Source organism: Paraburkholderia sp. (genome assembly GCF_035501035.1).
Classification (GTDB): domain Bacteria; phylum Pseudomonadota; class Gammaproteobacteria; order Burkholderiales; family Burkholderiaceae; genus Paraburkholderia.
Window position 1 is genome coordinate 1 of sequence record NZ_DATJWR010000303.1, and the last position, 4,741, is coordinate 4,741.

Genomic DNA, 4,741 nt, shown 5'->3' on the forward strand with positions numbered 1-4,741 from the left:
TGTCGTGTGCCTGGCCGATGTACACCAGCGTCAGCATCATGAAAATGAACGCCTGCAGCAGAACGATCAGGATGTGGAAGATCGCCCAGACACTGCCCGCAATCACGTGGCCGATGAAGCCAAGCACCGTCGTGTCCGCGCCGAAGGTCCACAGACTGCCCAGCAGGGCGATCAGCAGGAACAGCAGTTCGCCTGCGTACATGTTGCCGAACAACCGCAGGGCGAGCGAAACCGTCTTTGCGACGAACTCGATGATGTTGAGTGCAAGGTTCGGGATCCAAAGCAGCGGATGCGCGCCGAACGGGGCCGAGAGCAGCTCGTGTGCGAAGCCGCCGGGACCCTTGATCTTGAGGTTGTAGTAAATCATCAGCACGAACACGCCGAGCGCGATGCCGAACGTGCCGTTGAGGTCGGCGGTCGGGACGATGCGCTGATGCGGCAGCGCTTCAGACAGACCGAGCCAGCCGATCACGCGGCCCGGCAGGTCGACAGGAATGAAGTCGAGCGAGTTCATGAGCGCGACCCAGACGAACACGGTCAGTGCGAGCGGCGCGATGAACTTGCGGTTGCCATGGATGATGGACTTCGACTGGTCTTCGACCATTTCGACCAGCATCTCGATGGCGCACTGGAAGCGGCCCGGCACGCCCGAGGTCGCTTTGCGCGCGGCGAGACGCAGCACGAAGATGGTCACGAGGCCGCAGAGGATCGACCAGAACAGCGTGTCGATGTTCCAGACGCTGAAGTCGACGATCGACGTCTGGTGCGAGGTGGAAAAGTTCTGCAAGTGGTGCGCAATGTACTCGGACGGATCCAGAGTGCGCGTTCCTTCGCTAGCTGCCATATCGTTAAAGCCACCCAAATTGTCGAAAATCGATTCCAGTCGCTCCCGCCGCAATACTGTATTGCGGGAACGCACCGCCGCGGATCGTGTCTATCCACTGCGCATGGGCCAGCCGCTCTCCACCTGCATCGCCTCAACGCCCGTAGGTGCTTGCCAGGGCGGCGCGATGTTGGTGGGTCAGCGCCACGCGAGCGCGATCCAGTATGTCTTTAGTGCGATCAGGTAGGTGACGAGCAACGGGATCCACTGCACGTCGCGATACCAGAACGCGATGGCGACGAACATCGCAATCGTCGCCCCCATCTTGAACGCTTCGCCAAGCATCCAGTTCAGCACGGTGCCGGCCCTGCTCAACTGCTTCAGGCGCGCGGCAAAGAGCGCACCAGGCAACCAGCAGATCGCCCCCCCCAGGAACGCGGACAGCGCAGCGGCGCCCGGCGGCTTATAAAACAGCCACCACACCAGCGTTGCAACCAGGGACAAAGCCACTTGCGCTGCCACGACCCGAAACGGCGTGACGCGCGATGGGCGACTCACCTCTGTGCCAAAGAGCTGCTCGGCCTCGGCCCGGGTGAGCGGAACGATATCGTTGTTGTCTTGCTGGCTGGCGTCCAACTCATCCCAACGCGCGTTGTGATCAACGCGCCCGGAAGTTTCTGCCGTTGCATCCTGCCCCCGGCTGGATGCCCGGGTTGCGCCCGGTGGAACATCGGGCCCTTCATGCGCCTGCGGCGCTTCGTCTGGCCTCTGACCCACCATCGCTTGATTCCGGATATTTGCCTTGCGCGCATTTTTTTACAGCGCACTTACAGCATCGCCAACCAATTAAATCCGGGCGATTGTAAGCGATAGTTGCAGGCAATTCAAGACTTTAGGCCGCTCAATAACACCCGTGAAATACGACTTCATGATGCGGGAAAGCCGCCCGCTACGAGCACGTTAACGGTAACTGTAAGAGAGGGAACATTCTTCAGGATAACCAGGTAAATCTGTGGTCAACCAACGTGCAAGTCAGGGCGAGGAAAGCGCCACATCAGAACAGATGCAACAGCAGCGCCCCGCCGAAAAAGGCCGCAATCCAGAATGGCACGGAGATCAGGTGAAACGGCAGCCACACGCCACGCTCGCCAGAAAGGCGCACAGCGATAAGGTTGGCGAGCGAACCAATGGCGACCCCAAAGCCACCCACGCTCACGCCGAAAGCCAGCGCGCGCCAGTCATGCGTGAAGCCGGCGAGCACGATGGCGGCCGGCACATTGCTGATTGCCTGCGATAACACGGCGCCTGCGGCAAAAGCGCGCATCGGCGTTTGCAGCGAGAGCGACGCCAGCGCGTGATGAATCCAGGGCAGCGCGGCTACGCTGCGCAGGACGATGAACATCAGAACGAAGATCAGCAAAAGCAGCCAGTCGATCTTGAGCACGATGCGTGGGCGCCAGATCAGGAAGCCCGCACCGACGCCAGCCAGCGCGATACCCGCATGGTGTGCGTCGGCGAGCAGCACGAACGCGCCGAAAAGCGCAGCGGCGACAACGGCCAGCGTTCGATCGACGCGCTGGGGTGTAGCGTCTTTCGACAGGTCGAGCGCGCGCGTCTTGAACAGGCATACGGAGAGCACGGCGAGCATCGCCATCAAAAATGCGCACAACGGGGCGAGCCTGAGCACGAATCGCGTGAACGACACCCCGCTCACCTGCCAGAGAAACAGGTTCTGCGGATTGCCGAGCGGTGTGAGCACCGAGCCCGCGTTCACGCCAAGCGCGATGACGATCACAAGGCGCTTGAGCGGCAGCGGCGCAAGCTGGTGCAGGGAAAGCACGAGCGGCACCACGACGAAGAGCGCGACATCGTTGGTCACGATCGTCGAAAGGGCTGCTGCCAGCGCGACGAGCAGCAATGCCAGCCCGCGTTCCGAGTGGACGTGGTGCACGAGCCGGTGTGCGAGCCAGGTCAGCAGTCCTGAATATTCGATCGCCTTCGTCAGGACGAGCAGGCCCGCGAGAGTCATCACCGTTTGCCAGTCGACGAGCGCGGGCAGCGTGCTCAACGGGCGCGGCGCGAATATCTGCAGCGCGAGAAGCGCCACGACGAGAATCGAGAGCACCGGCTCCGCCGCTGCGAATGCGCCAACGCGGCGGACCAGGCTCAAGGGCCCGCGGGCGCCCTGCTGCGATTCGCGCACCGGTTATGCGCCGGTGCGCGCGTTTGCGGCGGTGCGCATCAGACCGCCGTTTCGCCGCGCAGACGCAGCAGAATGCCGTCGAGCGCGTCGAGGTCGCCGAAGTCGACCGTGAGCTGCCCTCGCCCGCGTCGGCCGAGCTTGATCTTCACGGTCGCGGCCAGCAGGTCGGAAAGCTCCTCCTCGAGGCGGCGCGTGTCGCGGCCGCCGTCGTGCGCCGCCTTAGCCTTCACGGCGGGCGCAGCCTTCGTCGTGGCCGAAACGAGCTTCTCCGTTTCACGCACCGACATCCGCTTGTTGACCACCTGGTTGGCAAGTGTGATCTGCGTGGCGGCGTCCACGGCGAGCAGTGCGCGCGCGTGGCCCATGTCGAGATCGCCGGCGAGCAGCATGGTCTGCACCGGCGCCGCGAGATTAAGCAGACGCAGCAGATTCGACACGGCGCTGCGCGAGCGGCCCACCGATTCGGCCGCCTGCTCGTGCGTGAAGCTGAACTCGTCGAGCAGGCGCTGGATGCCCTGCGCCTCTTCGAGTGGATTCAGGTCCTCGCGCTGGATGTTCTCGATCAGCGCCATCGCCGCAGCGGCCTGGTCGGGCACGTCCTTCACGAGCACCGGCACTTCGCTCAGCCCCGCGATATGCGCCGCACGGAAACGCCGCTCGCCCGCGATGATTTCGTAGCGACCCGGCGCGACCGGGCGCACCAGGATCGGCTGCATCAGGCCTTGCGCCCGGATGCTCGCGGCCAGCTCCTGCAGCGCACCCTCGTCCATGCGCGTGCGCGGCTGGTACTTGCCGGCCTGCATTTGCGTGAGCGGCAGCGTGTTCGGCGCACCGTCGATCTTCACCGCCTCGGTAATGTCGGCGCTACCGCCAAGCAGTGCTTCCAGCCCCCGGCCCAATCCCTTCTTGCGTGCTACTGCGTTCATCGTGCTTCCCCAGTCTCTCGTCAGAGTGCGCGCACGCGCTCGATCATTTCCGCGCCGAACTGCACATAGGCCTGCGCGCCGCGCGACGCGCGATCGAACACCACGCCCGGCAAACCATAGCTGGGCGCTTCCGCAAGACGGACATTGCGCGGGATCACGGCGTCGAACACCTTGTCGCCGAAGTGCTCCTTCAACTGCTCGGAAACCTGCTGCTGCAGCGTGATGCGCGGGTCGAACATCACCCGCAGAAGACCGATGACCTTCAGGTCGCGATTCATGTTCGCGTGAACCTGCTTGATCGTGTTGACGAGATCCGACAGCCCTTCCAGCGCAAAATATTCGCACTGCATCGGGATTACCACACCGTGCGCAGCGCACAGGCCGTTAAGCGTGAGCAGCGACAAGGCCGGCGGGCAGTCGATCAGCACGAAATCGTACTCGGCGTCGACTTCGGCGAGCGCGGTCTTCAGGCGACGCTCGCGTTGATCAACCGAGACCAACTCCACTTCGGCGCCGGCCAGTTCGCGATTGGCGGGCAGCACGTCGTAGCCGACCTGCTCCGGCCTCGTGCGCGCATCGTTCACCGTGACACCGTCGACGAGCACCTCGTACACCGTGTTCTCGCACGCTGCCTTGTCGATGCCGCTGCCCATCGTGGCGTTGCCCTGCGGGTCGAGGTCGATGAGAAGGACACGTTGTCCCTGCGATGCGAGGCTCGCGGCGAGATTGACCGTTGTCGTCGTCTTGCCGACGCCGCCCTTCTGGTTCGCAACGCAGAAGATTTTTGCC

Annotated in this window: 5 protein-coding genes; all 5 read right to left on the reverse strand. The window is 63.5% G+C overall.

The window, feature by feature from the left end:
* A partial coding sequence (gene atpB, locus VMJ11_RS22380) for a F0F1 ATP synthase subunit A (RefSeq protein ID WP_325621871.1) occupies positions 1 to 844 on the reverse strand: 844 nt, incomplete at its 3' end.
* Positions 845 to 1,021: 177 nt separating this feature from the next.
* Positions 1,022 to 1,603, reverse strand: coding sequence for an ATP synthase subunit I (locus tag VMJ11_RS22385; RefSeq protein WP_325621873.1), 582 nt, complete (start codon positions 1,601 to 1,603; stop codon positions 1,022 to 1,024).
* A gap of 274 nt (positions 1,604 to 1,877) precedes the next feature.
* Positions 1,878 to 2,993 carry an SLC13 family permease gene (locus tag VMJ11_RS22390; RefSeq protein WP_325621875.1) on the reverse strand — a complete coding sequence of 372 codons (1,116 nt, stop codon included), beginning with the start codon at positions 2,991 to 2,993 and terminating at the stop codon, positions 1,878 to 1,880.
* A 71-nt stretch (positions 2,994 to 3,064) separates the two neighbouring features.
* On the reverse strand, positions 3,065 to 3,952 hold the full coding sequence (locus VMJ11_RS22395; RefSeq protein ID WP_325621878.1) for a ParB/RepB/Spo0J family partition protein: 888 nt from the start codon (positions 3,950 to 3,952) through the stop codon (positions 3,065 to 3,067).
* Between the two features lie 20 nt (positions 3,953 to 3,972).
* The coding region (locus VMJ11_RS22400; protein ID WP_325621880.1) for a ParA family protein at positions 3,973 to 4,741 on the reverse strand (769 nt) is incomplete at its 5' end.

Coding starts and splice junctions, on each gene's coding strand:
- VMJ11_RS22395 (WP_325621878.1), bottom strand. CDS start 3,952: ATGAACGCAGTAGCACGCAAGAAGGGATTGGGCCGGGGGCTGGAAGCA.
- VMJ11_RS22385 (WP_325621873.1), bottom strand. CDS start 1,603: ATGGTGGGTCAGAGGCCAGACGAAGCGCCGCAGGCGCATGAAGGGCCC.